The organism is Pantoea deleyi, assembly GCF_022647325.1.
In the GTDB taxonomy this organism is placed as follows: domain Bacteria; phylum Pseudomonadota; class Gammaproteobacteria; order Enterobacterales; family Enterobacteriaceae; genus Pantoea; species Pantoea deleyi.
On record NZ_CP071405.1, the window covers coordinates 638713 to 661023 of the forward strand.

The 22311-nt window shown below is 56.6% G+C and carries 24 protein-coding genes and 1 tRNA gene; 15 read left to right on the plus strand and 10 right to left on the minus strand.

Annotation, left to right across the window (positions count from 1 at the left end; all coding sequences use genetic code 11):
* Positions 1-115 precede the first annotated feature (115 nt).
* A complete protein-coding gene (locus J1C59_RS03150) occupies positions 116-523 on the plus strand; it encodes a tail fiber assembly protein (RefSeq protein ID WP_339329375.1) in 408 nt (135 codons plus the stop codon).
* 295 nt (positions 524-818) lie between these two features.
* On the opposite strand, the gene J1C59_RS03155 is transcribed toward J1C59_RS03150, so the two are convergent.
* Positions 819-1220, minus strand: a complete 402-nt coding sequence (locus J1C59_RS03155; protein ID WP_128086950.1) for a tail fiber assembly protein — start codon at positions 1218-1220, stop codon at positions 819-821.
* Positions 1221-1589 (minus strand): gp53-like domain-containing protein, encoded by a 369-nt coding sequence (locus J1C59_RS03160; RefSeq protein WP_242281359.1) that lies wholly within the window; start codon positions 1587-1589, stop codon positions 1221-1223. It abuts the gene before it with no gap.
* A gap of 60 nt (positions 1590-1649) precedes the next feature.
* On the opposite strand from J1C59_RS03160, the gene J1C59_RS03165 reads away from it, so the two are divergent.
* From J1C59_RS03165 to J1C59_RS03205, 9 genes are all read left to right on the plus strand, one after another.
* Complete coding sequence (locus J1C59_RS03165; RefSeq protein ID WP_128086083.1) at positions 1650-2228, plus strand: recombinase family protein; 579 nt, start codon at positions 1650-1652, stop codon at positions 2226-2228.
* A gap of 80 nt (positions 2229-2308) precedes the next feature.
* Entirely contained in the window at positions 2309-3478 is a 1170-nt protein-coding gene (locus J1C59_RS03170; RefSeq protein ID WP_128086082.1) for a phage tail sheath protein, read from the plus strand.
* Positions 3479-3490: 12 nt separating this feature from the next.
* Positions 3491-4000, plus strand: a complete 510-nt coding sequence (locus tag J1C59_RS03175) for a phage major tail tube protein (RefSeq protein ID WP_128086081.1) — start codon at positions 3491-3493, stop codon at positions 3998-4000.
* A gap of 58 nt (positions 4001-4058) precedes the next feature.
* Positions 4059-4337, plus strand: a complete 279-nt coding sequence (locus tag J1C59_RS03180) for a phage tail assembly protein (protein ID WP_140917304.1) — start codon at positions 4059-4061, stop codon at positions 4335-4337.
* A 32-nt stretch (positions 4338-4369) separates the two neighbouring features.
* A complete protein-coding gene (locus J1C59_RS03185; RefSeq protein WP_128086079.1) occupies positions 4370-4495 on the plus strand; it encodes a GpE family phage tail protein in 126 nt (41 codons plus the stop codon).
* Positions 4485-6947 (plus strand): phage tail tape measure protein, encoded by a 2463-nt coding sequence (locus J1C59_RS03190; protein WP_128086078.1) that lies wholly within the window; start codon positions 4485-4487, stop codon positions 6945-6947. The genes J1C59_RS03185 and J1C59_RS03190 overlap by 11 nt, the downstream gene beginning before the upstream one ends.
* A 3-nt stretch (positions 6948-6950) precedes the next feature.
* Positions 6951-7478, plus strand: a complete 528-nt coding sequence (locus J1C59_RS03195) for a phage tail protein (RefSeq protein WP_128086077.1) — start codon at positions 6951-6953, stop codon at positions 7476-7478.
* Positions 7475-8647, plus strand: coding sequence for a phage late control D family protein (locus J1C59_RS03200; protein WP_128086076.1), 1173 nt, complete (start codon positions 7475-7477; stop codon positions 8645-8647). The genes J1C59_RS03195 and J1C59_RS03200 overlap by 4 nt, the downstream gene beginning before the upstream one ends.
* A gap of 69 nt (positions 8648-8716) precedes the next feature.
* Entirely contained in the window at positions 8717-8935 is a 219-nt protein-coding gene (locus J1C59_RS03205) for an ogr/Delta-like zinc finger family protein (RefSeq protein WP_128086075.1), read from the plus strand.
* 51 nt (positions 8936-8986) lie between these two features.
* On the opposite strand, the gene J1C59_RS03210 is transcribed toward J1C59_RS03205, so the two are convergent.
* Positions 8987-9394: a hypothetical protein gene (locus J1C59_RS03210; RefSeq protein WP_128086074.1), complete on the minus strand. Its 408-nt coding sequence runs from the start codon at positions 9392-9394 to the stop codon at positions 8987-8989.
* A gap of 157 nt (positions 9395-9551) precedes the next feature.
* A tRNA-Ile gene (locus J1C59_RS03215) sits at positions 9552-9627 on the minus strand.
* Between the two features lie 581 nt (positions 9628-10208).
* Between J1C59_RS03215 and mug the strand changes: the two genes are divergently transcribed.
* Positions 10209-10721, plus strand: coding sequence for a G/U mismatch-specific DNA glycosylase (gene mug / locus J1C59_RS03220; protein ID WP_128086073.1), 513 nt, complete (start codon positions 10209-10211; stop codon positions 10719-10721).
* A gap of 77 nt (positions 10722-10798) precedes the next feature.
* On the opposite strand, the gene rpoD is transcribed toward mug, so the two are convergent.
* The 3 genes from rpoD to rpsU form a co-directional block, all read right to left on the minus strand.
* On the minus strand, positions 10799-12640 hold the full coding sequence (rpoD, locus tag J1C59_RS03225) for an RNA polymerase sigma factor RpoD (RefSeq protein WP_128086072.1): 1842 nt from the start codon (positions 12638-12640) through the stop codon (positions 10799-10801).
* 377 nt (positions 12641-13017) lie between these two features.
* Complete coding sequence (gene dnaG / locus J1C59_RS03230) at positions 13018-14763, minus strand: DNA primase (protein ID WP_128086071.1); 1746 nt, start codon at positions 14761-14763, stop codon at positions 13018-13020.
* Between the two features lie 118 nt (positions 14764-14881).
* Complete coding sequence (rpsU, locus tag J1C59_RS03235) at positions 14882-15097, minus strand: 30S ribosomal protein S21 (protein WP_001144069.1); 216 nt, start codon at positions 15095-15097, stop codon at positions 14882-14884.
* Between the two features lie 277 nt (positions 15098-15374).
* Between rpsU and tsaD the strand changes: the two genes are divergently transcribed.
* The gene (gene tsaD, locus J1C59_RS03240; protein ID WP_128086070.1) at positions 15375-16388 is read left to right on the plus strand and encodes a tRNA (adenosine(37)-N6)-threonylcarbamoyltransferase complex transferase subunit TsaD; all 1014 of its coding nucleotides are present in this window, start codon (positions 15375-15377) and stop codon (positions 16386-16388) included.
* Positions 16389-16600: 212 nt separating this feature from the next.
* Here tsaD and plsY read toward each other — a convergent pair whose 3' ends face one another.
* Positions 16601-17206, minus strand: coding sequence for a glycerol-3-phosphate 1-O-acyltransferase PlsY (gene plsY / locus J1C59_RS03245; protein ID WP_128086069.1), 606 nt, complete (start codon positions 17204-17206; stop codon positions 16601-16603).
* A gap of 108 nt (positions 17207-17314) precedes the next feature.
* On the opposite strand from plsY, the gene folB reads away from it, so the two are divergent.
* Together folB and bacA are read left to right on the plus strand one after the other, a co-directional pair.
* Positions 17315-17674: a bifunctional dihydroneopterin aldolase/7,8-dihydroneopterin epimerase gene (folB, locus tag J1C59_RS03250; protein ID WP_128086068.1), complete on the plus strand. Its 360-nt coding sequence runs from the start codon at positions 17315-17317 to the stop codon at positions 17672-17674.
* 191 nt (positions 17675-17865) lie between these two features.
* Positions 17866-18684, plus strand: a complete 819-nt coding sequence (gene bacA / locus J1C59_RS03255; protein ID WP_111139908.1) for an undecaprenyl-diphosphate phosphatase — start codon at positions 17866-17868, stop codon at positions 18682-18684.
* A gap of 16 nt (positions 18685-18700) precedes the next feature.
* On the opposite strand, the gene J1C59_RS03260 is transcribed toward bacA, so the two are convergent.
* Positions 18701-19933, minus strand: coding sequence for a multifunctional CCA addition/repair protein (locus tag J1C59_RS03260; RefSeq protein ID WP_140917303.1), 1233 nt, complete (start codon positions 19931-19933; stop codon positions 18701-18703).
* Positions 19934-20090: 157 nt separating this feature from the next.
* A complete protein-coding gene (locus tag J1C59_RS03265; RefSeq protein ID WP_111139906.1) occupies positions 20091-20711 on the minus strand; it encodes a TIGR04211 family SH3 domain-containing protein in 621 nt (206 codons plus the stop codon).
* A gap of 271 nt (positions 20712-20982) precedes the next feature.
* Between J1C59_RS03265 and J1C59_RS03270 the strand changes: the two genes are divergently transcribed.
* On the plus strand, positions 20983-22293 hold the full coding sequence (locus tag J1C59_RS03270; RefSeq protein WP_128085206.1) for a CYTH domain-containing protein: 1311 nt from the start codon (positions 20983-20985) through the stop codon (positions 22291-22293).
* The last annotated feature ends 18 nt before the right edge of the window (positions 22294-22311 follow it).

Consider the following 22311-nt stretch of genomic DNA (forward strand, 5'->3'; position numbering starts at 1 on the left):
CTTTGACGCGGTAAGCGGTGAGTTTACCGGCTCCAGCAATGAGTTTCTGGCTCAGGGCGTTGGCCTGCCTGCTAATGCCTGCATTATAGCGCCGCCCCCCGCTGAAGCAGGTAGCGTGGCGCTTTATCTTAATGGCAGCTGGCAGGTCATTGCCGATCATCGCGGTGAAACGGTTTATTCAGTTAATGACGGCTCAGCAGTATTAATCAGCGCACCGGGCGAATACCCGGCGGACACAACGCCGCTCAAACCTGCAACCACCTGGGATAAATGGGATGGTGAAAAATGGTTAACTGACACCGACGCGCAGCGGAACGCAGTGGTGAGTAAGGCCGCCAGTGAAAAATCAGCGATGATCAATGAGGCAAACGGCGTCACTCAGGCATGGCAGACTCAGCTGCTGCTTGGGATTATTACGGAAGAAGATAAAGCCTCGCTCACGGCATGGATGAAATATATTCAGGCAGTACAGGCGGTTAATGTTACTGATGCGCCCGATATTATCTGGCCGCCAAAACCTTAATAATAACGGTGCCCGCGGCGATATAATCCCAGCATCGGTTTACTGCAAAAAAATACCCGCTCCCTCAAAGTTAGGAACAGGCATAAGGTCGCGGTGAGGCGCTATGAATACCATGAGTATTCAGATCTTATTTTCATCTTTTTATCGTGCAAAGAAGTGAGCGTTTCTGGCTTCTTCCTTTGCATTCCGCCGGTAGGAGCGGCTGGAATTACACGATAATGCTTAGTCTATAAGCATGAAAGTTAATAACAAGCGTAAGCGGTAAATAAAAATCGAACTAAAATGGCTCGTCTGATTACACTGGCACTTCAGGCCATGCGATGCTTACGGTATCCTCCACATTTATGCGCATCAGCATGACTCGATATTTTCTCCAGGCGACAAGCTGGCTTGCTTCATCATCTGTTGCTATCCCTAAATCGCTCGCATCCTGCAGGGGCTGTATAGCCGCGTCGGCTTCAGCCCTCAATCTGCTGCGTTTGTCTTCTGCCTGGCTGATTAGCTCCTCTGCTGTAGGCGGCGGCGGCTCAGTCAGGCACGGAAGCATGTCAGCACCGCAGGCAATCAGCTTTCCTTCAGCCTGTCCGGAAAGCAAATCAGACCATTTTTTATCAGTGATTTTTACGGCATCATCAGGGATAACCAGATTGATGCTGGTATCGTAAAAAGCATTTGTAGAAGGTGAATATTTTTTCATTCAGTACCCCAGCGCCAGCCAGTAAATTCCCTGGCTAGTTGAGCCAGAGCCTGTATTAGTAAGATCAAAAGACGCTTTATTGCGGAATTGCGCTCCCACACCGTATTCCCCCGACAGTGGTAAAGATGAACCCTTGCAAGCCATAACAGCGACGCCCGCTGTCGGGAACTCAATTGGCAGCACAACCACCGTCGTTGCTTTCTGTGTAAATGATCCATACCCCCATTGCAAAATCAGGCCATTTGGTAGTCGGGTATAGCCATTTCCCGATTTAACAGCCGAGAAAAAACTCATATCAGGCAACTGGCCGGTGCCATTACCTACGGTCTTTTTTGCCGCGTCGCCTAAACCGAGGTTTTTGAGAAACAAGAGCCTGGCCCTGCGGCGGGCTGCGCTGGCACACTTGTGCCCATTTGCGGGGAACTCAGCGTGCTGATTGGCTACATCAGGGTGTCAACAAATGACCAGAACACGGACTTACAGCGGATTGCGCTGCAGAGCGCAGATTGTGAGCTGATTTTCGAGGACAGGATAAGTGGCAAAACCAGCGAGAGGCCGGGGCTGAAAAAGGCGCTGCGCTGCCTGCAGCCTGGCGATACGCTGATTGTTTGGAAGCTCGACCGGCTCGGCAGGAGTATGCGCCACCTGGTCATGCTGACGGAGGAGCTGCGCGAGCGCGGCGTTAATTTCCGCAGCCTGACAGACAGCATCGATACAAGCACGCCGATGGGGCGATTTTTCTTTCACGTTATGGGCGCGCTGGCTGAAATGGAACGCGAGCTGATAATAGAGCGCACCCGCGCGGGGCTGGCCGCTGCGCGGGAAAAGGGGCGCATCGGCGGCAGGCGTCGCGTAATGACGCCGGACGTGATTAGCCGCGCTGAAAGAATGCTGGCGAATGGCGCGACGCTGCAGCAGATTGCGCTTGTGCTGGAGGTGTCGGTTAAAACCCTTTACCGGTACATACCGGCCGACAGACAGCGCCAGATTATTAATTCTGTCTGCTGACAGACCAGCAAACCCCCATCAGATGCACCGCTAAACCTGACCTGACACCCTGAGCACACCCTCAAAACGGAGTGCATCAGATGTCTGATTATCATCATGGTGTCCGCATCGTCGAAGTCAACGACGGCACGCGCACCATAACCACTGTATCAACCTCAATCGTCGGCATGGTCTGCACCGCACAGGATGCCGATGCGGCAACCTTCCCGCTGAATACGCCTGTTCTCATCACCAATGTGCAGGGCGCAGTCGGTAAAGCAGGCAAAAAAGGCACGCTCGCCGCCGCGCTGCAGGCCATTGCCGACCAGTCAAAACCCGTCACCGTAGTGGTGCGCGTCGCTGAAGGTGCCGACGAGGCTGAAACTATTTCCAATATCATCGGCGGCACGGATGAAAACGGTCAGTACACCGGCATGAAAGCGCTGCTCGCCGCGCAGACCCAGCTCGACGTGAAGCCGCGCATCCTCGGCGTGCCGGGGCTGGATTCACTGGAAGTGGCGACCGCGCTTGCCAGCATCGCGCAGCAGCTGCGCGCCTTTGCCTATGTCTCGGCATGGGGATGTAAAACCATTTCCGAAGCCCGCCTGTATCGTCAGAACTTCAGCCAGCGCGAAATCATGGTTATCTGGCCGGACTTTCTCGCCTGGAACACTGCGACCAGCAAATCCGATACCGCCTTTGCGACCGCCCGCGCGCTGGGCCTGCGCGCCAAAATCGATAACGACACGGGCTGGCATAAAACCCTGTCTAACGTCGGCGTCAATAACGTGACCGGCATTTCCGCATCAGTGTTCTGGGATCTGCAGCAGACCGGCACCGACGCTGACCTGCTCAACGAGGCCGACGTTACGACGCTGATCCGTAAAGACGGTTTCCGCTTCTGGGGCAACCGTACCTGCAGCGATGATCCGCTGTTTCAGTTCGAGAACTACACCCGCACGGCGCAGGTGCTGGCCGACACGATGGCCGAGGCGCATATGTGGGCGGTTGATAAGCCGCTGACGCCGGTTCTGGTGCGCGAGATTATCGCAGGCATTAACGCGAAATTCCGCGAGCTGGTCAGCGCCGGTTATCTGCTGGGTGCATCCGCCTGGTATGACGAAAGCGCAAACGACAAAGACAGCCTGAAGGCGGGCAAGCTCTTTATTGATTACGACTATACGCCGGTTCCGCCGCTGGAAGACCTGACGCTGCGCCAGCGCATTTCCGACAAATATCTGGCGAACTTCGCCGCATCCGTAAACAGCTGAGGAGCCGGATAAATGGCACTGCCACGCAAACTGAAGGGCATGAACCTTTTCAACAACGCCAACAGCTATCAGGGCGTAGTCACCGCCGTCACCCTGCCGAAGCTGGCGCGCAAGCTCGACCCGTTCCGCGCGGGCGGCATGAGCGGCGCGGCCTTTATCGATAACGGCCTGGAAGATGACGCGCTTGATATGGAGTGGAGTATCGGCGGCATTGATGAGTTGGTACTCACGCAGTGGGGAGCCTCCGACATTCCCCTGCGCTTTACCGGCTCTTACCAGCGTGACGATACCGGCGAGGAAATCGCGGTCGAGATCGAGGTGCGCGGTAAGCATCAGTCTTTCGACTTCGGCGAGGCCAAGCAGGGTGAAGACTCGGAAACCAAAATCACCAGTAAAAACACCTATTACAAGCTGACTTTTAACGGCAAGGAGCTGATCGAAATCGACACCATCAACATGGTGGAGAAGGTTAACGGCACTGACCGCCTTGAGCAGCGCCGTAAAAACCTCGGCCTGGTATAAACCCTGACGCCAGCGACCTCCGCTGGCGTTACCTGACTACAGTGAACAGAGAACAATCATGGAAAAGAAAGATAGCGTTGTTGAGTTTGAAACCCCGCTGCTGCGCGGCGAAACCGAAATCAAAAGCGTGGAGCTGATTAAGCCGACCGCCGGAAGCCTGCGCGGCGTGCGCCTGGCCGATCTGTGCCAGTCGGATGTTGACGCTCTGCTGACCGTGCTGCCGCGCATTACCCTGCCAGCGCTGACAAAGGCTGAATGTAACGCCCTGGATCCGGTTGACCTGATTACGCTGGGCGGCAGGGTGATCGGTTTTTTGCAGTCGAAGTCGGACGAATAGACTGGCCTCGCGGCCTGACGGTCAATGACCTGATGGCCGACATTGCCACGATATTCCACTGGCAACCCTCCGAGATGTACGACATGCCGCTGGCCGAGCTGATCGACTGGCGGCATAAAGCCTTTATCCGCAGCGGAGCGAACCCGGATGAGCAATAACCTCAAGGTGCAGGTGCTGCTGAACGCGGTAGACAAAGCCTCGCGCCCCTTCAAAGCCGTTCAGACTGCCGCTAAAAATCTGTCGTCTGACATTCGCCAGACGCAGACGACGATTAAGGAGCTGGATGCGCAGGCGGGGAAAATTGACGGCTTCCGCAAGGCCAGCGCGCAACTGGCCGTTATGCAGCAGAGCCTCAAAGACGCAAAGCAGGAGGTGGCAGCGCTGGCCGTGCAGTTTAAAAACACGGAGCGCCCCACGACGCAGCAGGCCCGCGCACTGGAAAAGGCCCGGCAGGCAGCGGCAGAGCTGCAGACGAAAACCAACAGCCTGCGCCTGTCGGTGCAGCAGCAGCGCGAGGCGCTTAACGCGGCGGGGATTTCCACCAAAAGCCTGAGCAGCGAGCAGCAGCGCCTGCGAACCGCATCAGCGCAGGCAACCGTCAGCCTGAGCCGTCAGAAAATGGAGCTGCAGCGGCTGAATGCACAGCAGGAGCGTCTGAACCAGACCAGTGAGCGCTACCGCAAAGGCCAGGAGCTGTCGGGCAAGGTGCGCAATATGGGTGCGGCCGGTATCGGGGCTGCAACGGTCGGCGGCATGGCGGCAACCTCGCTGCTGATGCCGGGCTTTGATTTCGCACAGAAGAACTCCGAGCTGCAGGCCGTGCTCGGCGTGGCGAAAGATTCAAAGGAGATGATCGCACTGCGTGCGCAGGCGCGTCAGCTCGGCGATACAACGGCCGCGTCTGCCGATGATGCAGCAGGTGCGCAAATCGTTATCGCCAAAGGCGGCGGCGATGCCGCAGCCGTTCAGGCCGTCACGCCGGTAACACTCAATATGGCGCTGGCAAACAAGCGCACGATGGAAGAAAACGCCGGGCTGCTGATGGGGATGAAGTCAGCCTTCCAGCTTTCAAACGATAAGGTGGCACACATCGGCGACGTGTTGTCGATGACGCTGAATAAAACGGCCTCTGATTTTGACGGACTGAGTGATGCGCTGACCTACGTCGCCCCGGTGGCGAAAAATGCAGGCGTCAGTATCGAGCAGGCGGCAGCAATGATCGGCGCTCTGCATGACGGAAAAATCACAGGCTCGATGGCCGGTACGGGAAGCCGCGCTGTACTGAGCAGGCTGCAGGCTCCTACCGGCGAATCATTCAAGGCTATCAAAGAGCTGGGGATTAAAACCGCAGACGGCAAAGGAAATACCCGGCCGATCTTCACCATCCTGAAAGAAATGCAGGCCAGTTTTGACCGTCACAAGCTGGGAACGGGCCAGCGCGCTGAGTACATGAAAACCATCTTCGGCGAGGAGGCCAGCTCATCAGCCGCCCTGCTGATGACTGCTGCCTCAACCGGCAAGCTCGACCAGCTGACCGCCGAGTTTAAAGCCTCTGATGGTAAAACGGCCGAGCTGGTTCAGGTCATGCAGGATAACCTCGGCGGCGATCTGAAAGAGCTGCAGTCTGCGTATGAGGCTATCGGCACCGACCTTTTTGATCAGAACGATGGCGCTCTGCGAACACTCACCCAGGATACAGCGGCGCTGCTGCTTAAGGTTGATGGCTGGATTAAAGCTAATCCTGAGCTGGCGGGCGGTATTGCTAAGGTAGTAATGGGCGGGCTGATGTTAGCCGGGGCGCTGGGCGCTATCGGGCTGGTAGCCTGGCCGGTGATTGCGGGCGTGAATATCCTGATTGCCGGGGCGGGCTTCCTCGGCACGGCATTCAGCATCGCGGGCGGAGCGATTACGGCGGCGCTCGGTGCTATCACTCTGCCGGTAGTGGCCGTCGCGGCGGCAATCGTGGCCGGTGCGCTACTGGTTCGTAAATACTGGGAACCCATCAGCGCCTTTGTTGCAGGCATGGCTGAAGGCTTCACAGCTGCGATGGGGCCGATCAGTGATTCTTTCGGCTCGCTGAAGCCCGCTTTTGAGTGGGTAGGCGGTAAGGTCAAAGAGCTTTGGGACTGGTTCGGCAAACTGCTGGAGCCGGTTAAATCCACGCAGACCGAACTTGCCGCCGCCGGAGACATGGGTAAGAAATTTGGCAACATGCTGGCCGAGGCGCTGAAAATTCCAAGTCACGCGCTCGATCAGCTTATGGGCGGCATTGACTGGGTGCTGGATAAGCTCGGCATCATCGACACGAAATCCGATGGTCTGAAAGACAAAGTGCCGTCGCCAGATCCATTAGCAACCGGCGGCGCGGGCGCAGATACCGGCGGGCTGGAATACAACCTCGCCTATGGTGGTGCGGCATACCGTCCGGTTTCAGCGCCGTCAGCAGGCGGCGGATTTACCGACCGCAGCCAGAATACATATCAGTATGAAATCAATATGCATGAGGGGATGACCAAAGACGACGCAATGGCGCTGATGGCGCAGCACCAGGCCAGAGAGCAGCGCAACCGTCAGGCACAGAACCGAAGCAAGATGGGCTGGGAGGATTAACCGATGATGATGATTTACGGCATGATGCCGTTTATGCGGCAGACCCTGCCTTATGGGGATATGCAGCAGAATATCGATTACCGCTGGCCCACTAACAGCCGGTTAGGGCAGCGCCCGTCGTCACAGTTTATCGGGCCGGGCGATGAAAAAATCACGCTATCCGGGGAGCTGCGCCCGGAAATCACAGGCGGCTCGCTGTCGCTGATGACAATTCGCCTGATGGCCGACGAGGGAATGGCATGGCCGCTGATTGGCGGCAGCGGCATGATTTACGGCATGTACGTGATCGAGAGTATTTCTAACACCTTCAGCGAGTTCTACCCCAACGGAACGGCCAGCAAAATCATGTTTACCCTGAGCCTGAAACGCGTTGATGAGTCGCTGACGTCCATGTTTGGCGATCTGAAAAAGCAGGCTGACGGACTTATCAGCGGCTCCGCCAGTCTGCCAGGGCAGCTCACTTCAGCAATCGACGGCGTGAAGTCGGCGGCCGGTAGCCTGATTTCAACTGCAGGGGGGCTGCTCGGATGATCGGGATAAGCAGTCTGCCGGTGCAGGCCGGGGCGCAGCTGACGCCGGATTTCATGCTGAAGGTTAACTCTAAAGACGTCACAACCAATATCCGGGATCGCCTTATCTCGATGACGCTGACTGATAATCGCGGCTTCGAAGCTGACCAGCTGGATATTGAGCTGGACGACGCCGACGGCCAGCTGGCAATGCCGGTACGCGGCGCCGTAATAACGCTGCTTCTCGGCTGGAAAGGGCAGGCGCTTTTCGGCAAAGGTGATTTCACTGTTGATGAGGTTGAGCACCACGGCGCGCCGGACACCATGACAATCCGCGCCCGCAGCGCTGATTTTCGTGGCTCGCTCAATTCCCGCCGGGAGGTGTCCTATCACGACACTACCCTGGGGGACGTTGTGACGCAGATAGCCGGGCGCAATAATCTGAAGCCAGTGCTGGCCGATGGCTTCGCCGGAATTGCCGTGGCACACATCGACCAGACGCAGGAGACGGACGCTAAATTTCTGACGCGGCTCGCCACGCTTTATGGCGCTGTTGCTGCAGTGAAAGCCGGGCGGCTTCTGTTTATAAAGCCCGGTAACGGCGTCACCGCCAGCGGCAAGCCAATTCCGCAGATGACGATCACACGGCAGGATGGGGACCGGCACAGCTTCAGCATTGCCGACCGTGGCGCATACACTGGCGTCTCGGCGAGCTGGCTGCATACCAAAGACCCGAAGCCCAAAAAAGTTAAGGTGAAGCGCAAGCCGAAAGAAAAGCATCTGCGCGCGCTGGAACACCCGGCGGCGAAAAAGAAGAAAACGACAGCGACTAAAGCGCCGGAGGCCAGGGAGGGGGATTATCTGGCTGGCACGGAAGATAACGTGTTTACGCTGACGACCGTCTATGCGACGAAAGCGGCTGCGATGCGGGCGGCTAAAGCAAAGTGGGAGAAGCTACAGCGTGGCGTTGCTGAGTTCTCGATCACCCTGGCTATGGGGCGTGCTGACCTGTACCCGGAGACGCCGGTCAGGGTGAGCGGATTTAAGTCGGTGATCGATGCGCAGCCGTGGATTATAAGTAAAGTGACGCACAGCCTGAGCGGCAGCGGATATACAACCGCGCTTGAGTTTGAGGTGCTGCTTTCAGATGTGGAGTATGAGGCAGAATCAGACGAAGATGATTCACAATAAGTGAAAATGTGTTGCTCATTTTGGTATTTAAGAGTATTAAAGCTACGAGCTTACAGGGAGACGCCACCGATGATGCATTGTCCGTTATGCCAGACCGCCGCACACGCTAAAAGCAGCAGATACATTTCAAAAGAAACAAAAGAGCGCTATCACCAGTGCCAGAACATCAATTGCAGTTGTTCTTTCAAAACGCACGAAACGTTAGCGATGATTATTGTATCGCCCGGCCAGGTTAATCGTGTGCCGATCTTTACAGGGCATGAATCCCAGCCATCCTTACTGCACTAATTTGATGGGTCCATAAAAGAAACCCCGCACTGGCGGGGTTTTTTGTGGGCGCTATTCGCCACCCTTAAAAATATGAGTATTGCCGAACAGCATTGCTCTGGCGGGCTTGTCCATTAGCTTGCCCATTTCATTACAGGTTGTTAGAGGGTTTTCAAATGAATATCCGCTGGCCTTGAATTTGTTGGTAACGTTGATTGCCTTGATTTTCTTTAGGTAATTAGCAGATGCGTCTTTTGTCCAGATAGGTGAGCATACCCCGCTGGAGATGATCGCATTATAAGATTCATCATCAATATTGTTAGCGGGTATCACAATCATCAACTGATCATCTTTAAGGCTGACTTCCGATGGTTGCCAGGGCTTAAGTTTATTCTTGAGAGTGCTGATGTCTGAAGTTTGTGCTACGGCACCTGAAGAGAATATTAACGCAGAGCTGATTAGGGCTAAATGTAATCGCATTATCAAACGTCCTTTTGAGGTGAGTTTGCCTGGCGAATAAATCGGGGGGCGGCGATGGCGGTGAAAATGCACCGCCACTTTACCGCCACTCGAAAAGCCAGATACAAAAAAACCGCTTTAGTAAGCGGCTTAAGTATATGTTTTATATGAGTAAATTTGGTGGCCCCTGCTGGGTTTGAACCAGCGACCAAGCGATTATGAGTCGCCTGCTCTAACCACTGAGCTAAGGGGCCAGCGGAGCGGGGATTATAAAGTATCTCTTCAGAGCGATCCAGCACTCCGCCGCCGGTTGCTGAAATAATCAGCAGTGAATTAGCTGCTGATTTCTATAACAAATCTGTCGCTCTGCGTTAGCGAAGTTGTAAAACTGCGTCGCAAATGCCCGCTCTGTGCCGTTAAGAAAATTTCAGGTACTGATGCCCACATGAATATTCCTCTTCTGCAGATGAGTCAGCCAGACTCTGATACGCCTGTGACCCCCAGTCGTGGCGGCATGTGAAAAATCCTCAGGCTGGCATGCGGCCGGTGTAATATCTTAATCAGTGATGAATGCAGAAGAGAGGGCAGGAGGAGATATGGAGCAGCAGAGCAACAGGGCGCAATCACAATGCACGCGCAGGGGATCCGGCGCGGGCCTGAAAGCAGACGGAACCCTGTCGATGAACGTCCTCCGGTATGCACATGACAGCATCTGCACGGCTTCAGCCTCACAGGCTAAATATGAGCGGATACAGGGCTGTGCGCAAGAGCAGGCCACTCTGATGCTGCTGCGTATCCATAAAGCGTCACAGGTCTTCACACAGGTGGTGACAGCATGATCGAGCATGACATCCGCGATATCATCGCCCCGAACCTTGATGTGCTGTTCTGCGGCATCAATCCGGGCCAGTCGACCGCGCATCAGGGCTTTCACTTTGCGCATCCCGGCAATCGCTTCTGGAAGGTGATTCATCTGGCCGGATTTACCCGTCAGCAACTGAAACCGGAAGAGGAGCAGCGCCTGACGGAAACCGGCTGCGGGATTACCATGCTGGTCGAGCGGCCCACGGTGCAGGCAAGCGAATTAGCGGCGGATGAGCTGCGCGAGGGCGGCCAGCGCCTGACGGAAAAGGTCATGCACTATCAGCCCGCCGCGCTGGCGATCCTGGGCAAGGAGGCTTTTCGTCGTGCCTTTAAACAGAGCAGGGTTGAGTGGGGCAGGCAGCCGGCAGGGATGGGAGAAACGCAGGTATGGGTATTGCCAAATCCCAGTGGACTGAATCGCGCTTCACTGGAGGAGATGGTGGCAGCGTATCGCCAGCTCTATGTGGCATTGCACCCAGGATAAGGAGAGCCTGAGCCGGGCAGGGGAGAGGCGTTAACCGGCAGGCATAAAAAACCCCGGCGAACCGGGGTTTTCAGGACTTAATCGTCGAGGAAGCTGCGCAGCACTTCCGAACGGCTCGGATGGCGCAGTTTACGCAGGGCTTTCGCTTCAATCTGACGGATACGCTCACGCGTCACGTCGAACTGTTTGCCCACTTCTTCCAGCGTATGGTCGGTGTTCATATCGATACCAAAACGCATGCGCAGCACTTTCGCTTCACGCGCGGTCAGGCCAGCCAGCACGTCGTGGGTGGCAGAACGCAGGCTCTCTGAGGTAGCAGAATCCAGCGGCAGCTCCAGCGTGGTGTCTTCGATAAAATCGCCCAGATGTGAATCTTCATCATCACCAATCGGCGTCTCCATAGAGATCGGCTCTTTGGCGATTTTCAGCACCTTACGGATTTTATCTTCCGGCATCAGCATACGCTCAGCCAGCTCTTCCGGCGTCGGCTCACGGCCCATCTCCTGCAGCATCTGGCGCGAGATACGGTTGAGTTTGTTGATGGTCTCAATCATATGCACCGGAATACGGATGGTACGCGCCTGGTCGGCGATAGAACGGGTGATCGCCTGACGGATCCACCAGGTCGCATAGGTCGAGAACTTGTAACCACGGCGATATTCAAACTTATCGACCGCCTTCATCAGACCGATGTTACCTTCCTGAATCAGGTCGAGGAACTGCAGACCACGGTTGGTATATTTCTTCGCAATCGAAATAACCAGACGCAGGTTCGCTTCCACCATCTCTTTCTTGGCGCGACGCGCTTTGGCTTCACCGATCGACATGCGACGGTTGATATCTTTCACCTGCTCGATGGTCAGGCCGGTCTCTTCTTCGACCTGTGCCAGTTTCTGCAGGGAACGCATCACGTCATCCTGCACTTCCAGCAGTTTTTCAGACCACGGCTTGTTCATCGCCAGCGCGGCTTTGAACCAGCTCTCGTTAGTTTCGTTACCGGTAAACAGGGTAATAAAGTTCTTCTTCGGCATTTTGCACAGCTCAATACAGAGCTTCATGATCAGACGTTCCTGCGTACGGACACGTTCCATCATATTGCGCATGCTGCCGACCAGGTAATCGAACTGCTTCGGTACCAGGCGGAACTGTTTAAAGACGTCAGAAAGGTTCTGGATCTCGGCAATGGCGGCGGCGTGGCTGCGGCCTTTGCTTTTGATCACGCTGCGGGTGGTTTCGTACTGCTTACGCAGGTCAGAGAACTTCTCGCGCGCCAGTTCCGGATCGATAGAGTTATCATCTTCGGAATTGTCGTCATCCTCTTCATCATCTTCTTCGTCGTCGTTGCGATCGGCTTCAGAGAGTTCAGAGCCCACGTGCGTCGCGGTTGGGGCCAGATCTTCTTCTGCGTTAGGATCGACGAAGCCGGTGATCAGATCGGAGAGGCGGGATTCGCCTGCTTCGACTTTGTCATACTGATCCAGCAGATAGGTAATCGCTTCAGGATATTCGGCAACGGAACACTGAACCTGGTTGATACCATCTTCGATACGCTTCGCGATGTCGATTTCGCCTTCGCGCGTCAGCAGTTCAACGGTACCCATTTCGCGCATATACATGCGCACCGGGTCAGTCGTGCGCCCGATTTCAGATTCAACGCTGGATAATACCTGAGCGGCAGCTTCCGCGGCATCTTCGTCAGTATCGGAGCTGTTTTCATTCAGCATCAGATCGTCAGCATCCGGGGCTTCTTCAACCACCTGAATACCCATGTCGTTAATCATCTGGATGATGTCTTCGATCTGATCTGAGTCGACGATATCTTCCGGCAGATGGTCATTGACCTCAGCATAGGTCAGATAGCCTTGCTCCTTACCACGGGTGACAAGAAGCTTGAGCTGTGACTGCGGGTTTTGCTCCATAAGACGGTATCCACACTTCTGTTAAATTAGATTGGTGTCGGTCGGCAGCGCGCCAACAATAGCAGTGAAGGCGTTTAATTCTTGCCGCTGCCTTCGTCGCGGCGTGGGCTATGCCCAACAGTTATCGGCACTTAAGCCGCTTGTATAAATTCTGGTGCTTGTGGCCTGGCTTACCCGCCATTCCTGCCCCGGCAATGCTCGCTTTCTTCACATCCTTCAGACGCGGTAAACGATGCGCTGGCAGTGACAGACGTTGCGTCAACGGCCTATACGGCGGCGCTATTTCAGCTCCGGTAAAAACGCACGTGAGCGAAACGGCAACCCTGATCCTCAAACAGACAGGCTGCCCGCATTCACCGCGGGCAGCGTGTTAAAACTTATTTTCTGGCGAACGCCTGGCTGAGCGTCCAGAGCTCACGGCGCTCATCGGCGGTAAGTCCCTGGATACGTTCACGCGCAATCAGGAACTCCAGTCGCTCTTCAAGCGCAGAATCATAGATGCTGGCCAGCGAGTCCTGAAACACCGCTTCGGCTTCCTCATCTACTATCATGTGGTTCCAGATCGCCAGCGTTTCAAGCGTCTGACTAAAATTTGTCCCGCGATATAACTCTAGTAGCTGCCCGGTGGTCAATCCAGGATTCTCGTTACAACGGCCCACTAACTCGATAAAGAGCGGCAGGCCCGGCATTTTCGACTCAGACAGGCCATCCAGCGAGGGCACCATCGAGGCCAGCTGCGGATTCTGCACCAGCAGGGCGATAAGCACGCGCATGGTCGTCCGTTTAAGCGGTGGCGCGACCGGCGCAGCACCGCTGGCAGCCTGCTTCGGCATCAGCTTTTCAAGCTGATTGTCATCGAGGATCCCCAGCTTGTTCCCCAGCTCCTGACGCATGTAAATACGCAGGGTCTCGCCGGGGATCTGGGTAATCAGCGGTAAAGCCAGCGTGCTCAGGCGCGCTTTTCCGTCGCGTGAGCTCAGATCCACCTGCGGCAGCAGGCTATCAAATAAAAACGAAGAGAGCGGCATCGCCTGCTCCATCCTCGCTTCGAAGGCGGCTTTACCCTCTTTGCGTACCAGCGTATCCGGGTCTTCACCATCGGGTAAAAACATAAAGCGTAGCTGACGACCATCATTCATGTAAGGCAATGCGGTCTCAAGGGCACGCCATGCGGCTTCGCGGCCAGCGCGGTCGCCGTCGTAACAGCAGATGACCGTATCGGTGCTGCGAAACAGCAACTGAATGTGTTCAGCGGTGGTGGAGGTGCCTAAGGACGCGACCGCATAATCTATGCCGTACTGCGCCAGCGCCACCACGTCCATGTATCCTTCAACCACAAGCAGGCGGGCAGGTTCAGGATGGTTCTTGACCGCTTCATAAAGGCCATAGAGCTGGCGGCCTTTATGGAAAATGGGTGTTTCCGGCGAGTTCAGATACTTCGGCGTTTCGTTACTCAGTACCCGGCCGCCAAAACCGATGACGCGGCCTCGCTTATCGCGAATCGGAAACATGATGCGGTCGCGAAACCGGTCATAGGTCCGGCCTTTGTCATTGCTGACCAGCATGCCCGCTTCCATCAATGACTCGCGATCTTCCGTCTGCTTACCGAAACGTTTGAGAACGTTATCCCAGCCGGCAGGCGCGTAACCGATAGCGAAATGACTGATGACGTCGGCGCTCAGGCCGCGACGGTCGAGATAGTCGCGTGCAGGCTGTGCGCTGGACTGCTGCAGACCCTGCTGATAAAAGCCGTTCAGGCTCTCCATCAGCTGGTACAGGCTCTGGCGCTGATGGCGTTCCATCTGGCTCGGCCCGCTGCCTGCTTCGTAAGGCACGTCTAAACCGTGGGAAGTGGCTAACTCTTCAATCGTTTCAACAAACTCCAGTCGGTCGAAGTTCATTAAAAAGTCGATAGCGTTACCGTGGGCACCACAGCCGAAACAGTGATAGAACTGCTTTTCGCCGTTTACGGTGAAGGAGGGCGTTTTTTCATTATGGAAAGGACAGCACGCATGGAAATTCTTACCCTGCTTTTTCAGCTTAACGCGGGCATCGATAAGATCCACGATATCCGTGCGGGCAAGTAAATCGTTGATAAATACGCGTGGAATTCGTCCAGCCATACGCCCCAGATTTTCAGCTCATAAACGGCAACAAGCCGCGCTTCCTTTCGGAAAGCACGGCCTTTTACTTGACTCTGTCTGCGTGAATCACGCAATGGAGGCGAACCTCCGGAACGACTTAGTACAGACGAGTGCGGCGTGCGTTTTCGCGAGCCAGTTTCTTGGCGTGACGCTTAACTGCTGACGCTTTAGCGCGCTTACGTTCGGTAGTCGGTTTTTCATAGAACTCACGACGACGAACTTCAGCCAGAACGCCTGCTTTCTCGCAAGAACGCTTGAAGCGACGCAGTGCTACGTCAAATGGCTCGTTTTCACGTACTTTAATTACCGGCATGTAACTCTCACCTCGATAAAATTCGGTTTTGCTGCTGACTGCGGCGCCAGCACATTTCAAAATGGTGCAGCATTTTACTCCAACTCGCGTCGGTTTGTAAAGCACCATGGATAATTTGAAACCAACAGGAGCGTTTGCCTGTGCGGCTGCCGGTTTTTCCAGGGGCGGGAGTATAGCGCACTCTTTAGCCGACAGAAAATGACTTTTTACGCCGGATGCCCGCGCTGCTCATCCCATTGCTGTGATAAACTGCGCGCCGCAAGAATGAGGTGATGCAATGCGAATTCTGGGTATTGAAACATCGTGCGATGAAACCGGCATCGCAATCTATGACGATGAGGCCGGATTACTGGCAAACCAACTCTACAGCCAGGTAAAACTGCATGCCGACTACGGCGGTGTGGTGCCGGAACTGGCCTCACGTGATCACGTGCGGAAAACCGTGCCGCTGATTCAGGCGGCGCTGAAAGAGGCGAATCTGACGCCGCAGCAGATCGACGCGGTGGCGTACACCGCCGGGCCGGGGCTGGTCGGTGCGCTGCTGGTCGGCGCAACCATTGGCCGCGCGCTGGCGTTTGCCTGGAAAGTGCCTGCCGTGCCGGTTCACCATATGGAAGGCCACCTGCTGGCGCCGATGCTGGAAGAGAATCCACCGGAATTTCCGTTTGTGGCGCTGCTGGTGTCGGGCGGACATACACAGCTGATTGGCGTCACCGGCGTCGGTGAATATGAACTGCTGGGCGAATCGATCGACGATGCTGCGGGTGAAGCGTTCGACAAAACGGCGAAGCTGCTGGGGCTGGATTATCCGGGCGGGCCGATGCTGTCGAAGATGGCGCAGCAGGGGACGGCAGGGCGCTTTACCTTCCCGCGCCCGATGACCGACCGTCCGGGGCTGGATTTCAGCTTCTCCGGCCTGAAAACCTTTGCCGCCAATACCATCCGCGCCAATCCTGACGACGAGCAGACCCGCGCAGACATCGCCCGCGCCTTTGAAGATGCGGTGGTGGATACGCTGTCGATCAAGTGTAAGCGTGCGCTGGATCAGACCGGCTTTAAGCGTCTGGTGATTGCGGGAGGCGTCAGCGCCAACCGCACGCTGCGTGAGCAGATGGCGGTCATGATGCAGAAGCGTGGCGGTGAAGTCTTCTACGCCCGTCCGGCGTTCTGTACCGATAACGGTGCGATGATCGCGTATGCGGGCATGGTGCGGTTAAAAGGCGGTACGCGCGGCGAGCTGAGTGTCAGTGTGCGACCACGCTGGCCGCTGGCAGAACTGCCTGCTATCTGAGGATCGGCTTTCACGCGGCTGTCCGCAACGGATAAGCGCAACGCGCGGAAAATCGGATCAGAAGAGAAATGCAACGCCTGGCGAAAAACGTCAGGCGTTTTCATCTCAGGCAACGCGCGGGTCCGGTTACGGGGTGCGCGGCTTTTGCCTCCTGCCAGACTGCCCCTGATTTCTGTTCAGGCATGGCCACACACCACCGCTTATCTGCAACGTTACGGCTGCGATTTCTTCTTACGCTTCCAGATCTTGCCTTCCTGTCCCCGCCACAGCCGCTGAATATTGTCGTGATGACGCAGCAGGATCAGGCAGGAGAGCATGGACACCGGGAAGGTAAACTGCGGTTTGAACCACCAGACGTAGAAGGGAGCGATCAGTGCGCTGACAATCGCGCCCAGCGAGGAGTAGCCACTCAGTAACACCGTCAGCAGCCAGGTGCCGGTCACCAGACCGGTCAGGTCCCAGCCAATTGGCGCAATAGCACCGAACGCCGTCGCCACCCCTTTGCCACCGCGGAAGTGAAAGAAGACCGGATAGATGTGACCCAGACAGGCGGCAATCGCCGTCAGACCAAGATAGAACGGCGTCACGTGCATCAGGTACGCCAGCCAGACCGGCACCATCCCTTTCAGCACATCAAACACGAGTACGCTGGCGGCGGCGCCTTTACCGCCCAGACGCAGGACGTTGGTGGCGCCCGGATTACCGGAACCCTGTGTGCGGGGATCGGGCAGGCCTGCGAGTTTGCAGACCAGAATCGCACTGGAAATCGAGCCGCAAAGATACGCGAAAATAATCATACCAAGCGCGAAAGCACTCATAACACCGTACCGTTCCCTTTAGGGTCGTTTTGATCTCATCAACCGTGGATAATACGCATAATCCGCCGGAAGTGGTATCCGGCTCAGCCAAAAACAGAGACTCTCATCATGGATATCGTATTTATAGAACAACTCACGGTGTTCACCACCATTGGCGTTTACGACTGGGAACAGGGCATCCAGCAGAAGCTGGTGCTCGATGTCGAAATGGCCTGGGATAACCGTCAGGCGGCCCGCAGCGACGACGTCAGCGACTGCCTCAGCTATGCCGATGTCGCATCGGCGATCCTGACCCATCTGAACGGCAGCCGTTTTGCGCTGGTGGAGCGGGTCGCTGAAGAAATCGCGGATCTGTTGATGAACCGTTTCAGTTCGCCTGGCGTGCGTATAAAGGTCAGCAAACCGGGCGCGGTGGCCCAGGCGGCGCAGGTTGGCGTGCGAATTGAGCGCGGGACTATTCCTAAATAATCTGGATGTGATTGCCATCACAATGAAACCAAACCAAATTACTGTCTGTCATAGCGTGAGCCGTTTCGTTACAGCAGGCGAAAAAGGGCAGAACCTTAAGGTTTAATTCAGGCTGGGCGCGGCATATTTAAGGCGATAGCAACGGGCTACCGCCTTTTTAATGGTTTTGAAACAGATAGAGGGAACATTTGATGGCAGATATTCATCAGCTTTGGGTTGCTGCAATCCTGGGCATTGTGGAAGGGCTGACCGAGTTTTTACCGGTCTCTTCCACCGGCCACATGATTATAGTGGGTCACCTGCTGGGCTTTGAGGGTGAAAAAGCCGAGACCTTTGAAGTGGTAATCCAGTTAGGTTCGATTCTGGCCGTCGTGGTGATGTTCTGGCGTCGTCTGTTTGGCCTGATCGGCATCCATTTTGGTGAAGTCAGACACGAAGGTGTGGGTACCGGACGTCTGTCGCTGATCCACATCCTGCTGGGGATGATTCCGGCGGTGGTGATCGGTCTGGTGCTGCACGATCAGATTAAAACCCTGTTTAACCCGATTAACGTGATGTACGCCCTGGTGGTCGGTGGTGTGCTGCTGCTGGCGGCGGAATTCCTCAAGCCTAAACAGCCGAAAGCGGTAGGCGTCGATGACATCACCTATCGCCAGGCGTTTATGATTGGCTGTTTCCAGTGCCTGGCGCTGTGGCCGGGCTTCTCCCGCTCCGGTGCCACCATCTCTGGCGGGATGCTGATGGGCGTGAGCCGCTACGCCGCGTCCGAGTTCTCCTTCATCCTGGCGGTGCCGATGATGATGGGGGCCACCGTACTGGATCTCTATAAGAGTATCGGCTTCCTGACGATGGCAGACTTCCCGATGTTCGCCGTGGGCTTTGTCACGGCGTTTATCGTGGCGATGATTGCGATTAAAGTCTTCCTGGAGCTGATCAAGCGCATCTCCTTTGTCTCGTTCGCCATCTACCGCTTTATCGTGGCGGCTGCGGTTTACGCGCTCTTCATGTAAACCTCAGGGCAGCCTGCTAGTCAGGTTGCCCGAACGCCAGACCCTGCGCAACGGCCGTTATGCGCCGTCGCGTTAACTCCTCCCGAACTTCCGCCCCTTTGAAGCCCGCCTCGATCACCGCTTTCGTCGGCACCGCCTGAGCCAGGGCAAACGCCCGTCGCAGATAGTCGCCCTGCGGATAGGCCATGCTCTCCAGTCCGGCGCGTCCGCGCGCATCCGCTTCGCTGGTCAGCGCCATCTGCTCAACACGCTGCGGCTTACGCCAGGCATCGATCCGGTCAAACAGCCCCACCAGCGACGCCGGAGATTGCCGCTCAATGGTGTGCACGATGTCGTGAAACTCGGTGACGATCAGCGCCAGGTCACGCATCGCATTCGGCACGCGCAGCCGCTGGCAGAGCGCCGCGACCAGCGGCACGCCGGCCAGACCGTGACCGTGATGGCTGGGCCACAGCGCGGGCGGCGTCAGCGCCTTGCCGACATCATGGAACAGCGTGGCGAAGCGCACATCAATCTCCCCGGAGAGGGCGGCCGCCATCGCGAGCGTCATCAGCGTGTGTACGCCGGTATCGATCTCCGGATGCCAGCGGATCGGCGCAGGCACGCCAAACAGGTTATCCAGCTCCGGGAAGAGCACCTTCAGCGCACCGCAGTCCCGCAGCACCTGAAAATAGACCTGCGGATTGCGGCTGCCGAGCGCCTTTTCCGTCTCTTTCCAGACCCGTTCCGCAGTGAGATTCGACAGCTCGCCGCTCTCGGCCATCTGCTGCATCAGCTGCTGGGTTTCCGGGGCGATACGGAAGTTAAGGTGAGCAAAGCGCGCGGCAAAGCGGGCGACCCGCAGCACCCGCAGCGGATCTTCGCTGAAGGCGTCAGAGACGTGGCGCAGCAGGCGCAGCGCCATGTCGCGCTGGCCATGATAAGGATCGACCAGGTCGCCGTTTTCATCCTGCGCGATCGCATTGATGGTCAGATCGCGGCGCTGCAGGTCCTGCTCCAGCGTCACGTCGGGCGCAGACCAGGTCACAAACCCGGTGTAGCCTTTCCCGTTTTTCCGCTCGGTCCGCGCCAGCGCATACTCTTCGCGGCTTTTGGGATGCAGGAAAACGGGAAAATCACGACCGACCTGCTGGTAGCCCTGCTCAAGCATGGCCTCAGGCGTGGCGCCCGTCACCACCCAGTCTTTGTCTGTCACGGGCAGATTCAGCAGCGCATCGCGCACCGCACCGCCAACTAAAAACGTCTTCACGAAAACTCCAGAGAAAAAGAAATGACCTGCACGCCGGGCGTGTCCTGCGCCTGAAATCGGCAATGCATCTCATTTCATTGTTGCACAGATTCCCCGGATTGCAGACATGCCAAAGGGGGGATCAGAAGATCCCCTGTTTCAATCCGGCGAAAGGGTGTCAGTTCATCCAGCGATCGCTTTTCTTGCGACGCGGCAGCATGTGCGGCAGCAACAGGCCCAGCAGCAGGCCGACGCCCAGCACGCCGCCGCCATACATAAACCACTGCATGATGATGGTGCGCTGCTTGTCATCCAGCTGAACGTTCGCCGCGCTGACTTTCTTCTGCGCCACGATCAGCTCATTTTTCAGCTTCTGGTTTTCGCCTTTCAGGCCGTTGATCACGCCATCGCTGCTGGCGACTTTGTTCTGCATTTCTGCGGTGCGCTGGTTCCAGCTGTTGTCGATGTTATCCAGTTTCGCCGTCAGGTCTTTGACCTGCTGCTCAAGCTGCGGCACACGGGTACGCAGGCTCGGACTGGCGCTGAGCTGGGAGAGCGGGATCCAGGTCGTGCGGCCTTCTGAATCACGGATCTGGCCATAATGCGTGTCATTGTTGGTCTGCAGCAGCTGCACCTCTTCCCCGGCGTTCAGCTTACCGAGCAGGCGAAACTGGTCGCCCGGCCCGCTGCGGACCCAGGTCGAGAGTTCATCAGAAACGTAGCGTTTTTCGTCGGCATGGGCAGGTGCAAGGGTGCTGAGGGCCAGCAAAGTGAGTCCAGCAAGTGTGATTTTTTTCATTCGATTTCGTTTGGCTTAGTCTGACTAAAATTTACCGGCACAGTCTGGAGAGGCCTCACATAAATCTGAATGAGAACTATCCTGGTCTCATGAGAGTGCGAAAAGGTCTGCGAAAGAACAAAGAAAGCAGAGACAGCGCGGCTTCTGTGCATTAATCTTCGCCTGATAACCCCTTGCCCTCCAGGCGACAGCGTAAGTAACCTGCTGATAATCGCCTGAAATATGCAGGAAACACCCTCTTAAGTGCCAGCGGCGTAGTGAATAAAAAATTATGACCATCGAAATCGAACTAAAGTTCATTGCAACATCACAGGCAGCCGGGAAACTGGCTGAACGACTCTCCACGCTGCCGCATCAGCATCAGGCTGCGCGCGAGCTGACCAACATCTATTTCGAAACCGACGATAACCAGCTGCGGCGCTGGGATATGGGATTACGCATCCGTGGCGTTGACCAGCGTTATGAGATGACGCTGAAAGCGGCGGGGCAGACGCTCGGCGGACTGCATCAGCGCCCGGAATATAATGTCGATCTCAGCGAGCCGGTGCTGGACATCGCGCGCCTGCCCGAGGCGATCTGGCCACCGGGCACCGACGTCGCGGCGCTGCAGCAGCGTTTACAGCCGCTGTTCACCACCCACTTTCAGCGCGAAGTCTGGCTGATTACCAGCGGCAACAGCGACATCGAAGTGGCCTTTGATCAGGGCGAAGTGACGGCGGGCGAGCTGAGCGAACCGCTGTGCGAGATCGAACTGGAGCTGAAACGCGGCGAACGCCAGGATCTGCTGGCTTTTGCGCAGGATCTGGTGGCGCTGGGTGGGCTGCGTATGGGGAACCTGAGCAAGGCGGCCCGCGGCTATCAGCTGGCGCAGGGCAATCCGCCGCGCCAGATAGTGGCGTTTCCGCTGCTGAAGGCGGGTGCCAAAGCTACCGTCGAACAGGGCATGATCGCTGCGATGTCGGCGGGTCTCCAGCACTGGCAGTATCATGAAGAGGTCTGGCTGCGTGGCAATGCGGCGGCGCAGGATGCGGTGCGTGAAGCGCTGGATCTGCTGCGCCAGGCGTTCAGCCTGTTCGGTGCGCTGGTGCCACGCAAAGCCAGCAGCGCGCTGCGTCAGCAGCTGACCACCCTGGAAGAGACGCTGGTAAATGAAGAGCAGGAGGCGTCCGCGTTCTGCTTATCTTCTCTGTCGGTAGAGACGCAGCTGGCGCTGACGCACTGGCTGGCTGAATCGCAGTGGCGTCAGTGGGTTGACGCCAAAGGCGAGGCCAAGCTGCAGGGCTCCTTCAAGCGCTTCAGCGACATTATGCTGAGCCGCGTCAATGCCGATCTGCGCGAGACCTTCGCTACGGTCAGGCAGCCAAACGAATATCAGGATAAGGCGACCCGGCTGGCGCGTCAGCTGCTGACGGTGCATCTGCTGGCCGGATCCTATCCCGCCGAAATCGTGATGGCCTGGCTCGAACCCTGGCAGCAACTGCTTTCCGCCATCCACGAGAAGCAGTTGTCCGGTTTAGCCTGGCTGGCCACGCAGGCGCTGAAACAGTCACCATTCTGGCTCACCAGCGGCGCTGGCCGCTGACGGGCATTACGTCTTGCC

Bases quoted from the DNA above. Each gene is read 5' to 3' on its own strand.
- J1C59_RS03170 (WP_128086082.1), top strand. From the start codon at position 2,309: ATGTCTGATTATCATCATGGTGTCCGCATCGTCGAAGTCAACGACGGC.
- folB (WP_128086068.1), top strand. From the start codon at position 17,315: ATGGATATCGTATTTATAGAACAACTCACGGTGTTCACCACCATTGGC.
- dnaG (WP_128086071.1), bottom strand. From the start codon at position 14,763: ATGGCTGGACGAATTCCACGCGTATTTATCAACGATTTACTTGCCCGC.
- bacA (WP_111139908.1), top strand. From the start codon at position 17,866: ATGGCAGATATTCATCAGCTTTGGGTTGCTGCAATCCTGGGCATTGTG.
- plsY (WP_128086069.1), bottom strand. From the start codon at position 17,206: ATGAGTGCTTTCGCGCTTGGTATGATTATTTTCGCGTATCTTTGCGGC.
- J1C59_RS03205 (WP_128086075.1), top strand. From the start codon at position 8,717: ATGATGCATTGTCCGTTATGCCAGACCGCCGCACACGCTAAAAGCAGC.
- J1C59_RS03200 (WP_128086076.1), top strand. From the start codon at position 7,475: ATGATCGGGATAAGCAGTCTGCCGGTGCAGGCCGGGGCGCAGCTGACG.
- J1C59_RS03210 (WP_128086074.1), bottom strand. From the start codon at position 9,394: ATGCGATTACATTTAGCCCTAATCAGCTCTGCGTTAATATTCTCTTCA.
- rpoD (WP_128086072.1), bottom strand. From the start codon at position 12,640: ATGGAGCAAAACCCGCAGTCACAGCTCAAGCTTCTTGTCACCCGTGGT.
- J1C59_RS03195 (WP_128086077.1), top strand. From the start codon at position 6,951: ATGATGATGATTTACGGCATGATGCCGTTTATGCGGCAGACCCTGCCT.
- J1C59_RS03265 (WP_111139906.1), bottom strand. From the start codon at position 20,711: ATGAAAAAAATCACACTTGCTGGACTCACTTTGCTGGCCCTCAGCACC.
- J1C59_RS03180 (WP_140917304.1), top strand. From the start codon at position 4,059: ATGGAAAAGAAAGATAGCGTTGTTGAGTTTGAAACCCCGCTGCTGCGC.
- J1C59_RS03175 (WP_128086081.1), top strand. From the start codon at position 3,491: ATGGCACTGCCACGCAAACTGAAGGGCATGAACCTTTTCAACAACGCC.
- J1C59_RS03185 (WP_128086079.1), top strand. From the start codon at position 4,370: ATGGCCGACATTGCCACGATATTCCACTGGCAACCCTCCGAGATGTAC.
- mug (WP_128086073.1), top strand. From the start codon at position 10,209: ATGATCGAGCATGACATCCGCGATATCATCGCCCCGAACCTTGATGTG.
- tsaD (WP_128086070.1), top strand. From the start codon at position 15,375: ATGCGAATTCTGGGTATTGAAACATCGTGCGATGAAACCGGCATCGCA.
- J1C59_RS03270 (WP_128085206.1), top strand. From the start codon at position 20,983: ATGACCATCGAAATCGAACTAAAGTTCATTGCAACATCACAGGCAGCC.
- rpsU (WP_001144069.1), bottom strand. From the start codon at position 15,097: ATGCCGGTAATTAAAGTACGTGAAAACGAGCCATTTGACGTAGCACTG.
- J1C59_RS03155 (WP_128086950.1), bottom strand. From the start codon at position 1,220: ATGAAAAAATATTCACCTTCTACAAATGCTTTTTACGATACCAGCATC.
- J1C59_RS03190 (WP_128086078.1), top strand. From the start codon at position 4,485: ATGAGCAATAACCTCAAGGTGCAGGTGCTGCTGAACGCGGTAGACAAA.